Genomic DNA, 429 nt, shown 5'->3' with positions numbered 1-429 from the left:
ACCTGGTTCGAGTGGCCAAGGTCGCGTCAACGACCTGTTCCGACACATTCGGGACCGGCTGATCAATCGGCAGGTGATCCTCACCGTTGGACAACAAGACGATGCCCCGAAGCGGGCTCGAGACGCACGGATTCACCTGCGGTCGGAGGGCATCATAGTGCTCGGGCATGAGCATCCCCACCAGCGAATCGCCGCCAGCCTGGGCCTTCCGATACCGCGGAAAGGATCGTGGATCTCTACCCGCGTCACACCGGCCAGCGACGACAGCGTGGATAGAGGCTTCTTGCTTGAAGGACGGTGGTGGAGGAGGGCCGCGCCATCTGACGAAGTCGTCCCGGGACCACAGGTCCCCAAGCAGTGGACGGAGCTGAAAACCTCGGCGCCGCCGAGCTAATCGGGGCCAGGCACCCGGCTGACCTCGTAAACCAG

1 protein-coding gene is annotated in these 429 nt (G+C 63.6%); it reads left to right on the top strand.

The window, feature by feature from the left end; genetic code table 11:
• A partial coding sequence (locus RM572_RS29390) for a NaeI family type II restriction endonuclease (protein ID WP_311676388.1) occupies positions 1 to 394 on the top strand: 394 nt, incomplete at its 5' end.
• Between the last annotated feature and the right edge of the window lie 35 nt (positions 395 to 429).

This window comes from Streptomyces hazeniae, from assembly GCF_031845485.1.
GTDB lineage: Bacteria > Actinomycetota > Actinomycetes > Streptomycetales > Streptomycetaceae > Streptomyces > Streptomyces hazeniae.
The sequence above is the reverse complement of the archived record's forward strand: the minus strand, read 5'-3'. Positions and strand labels throughout refer to the sequence as shown.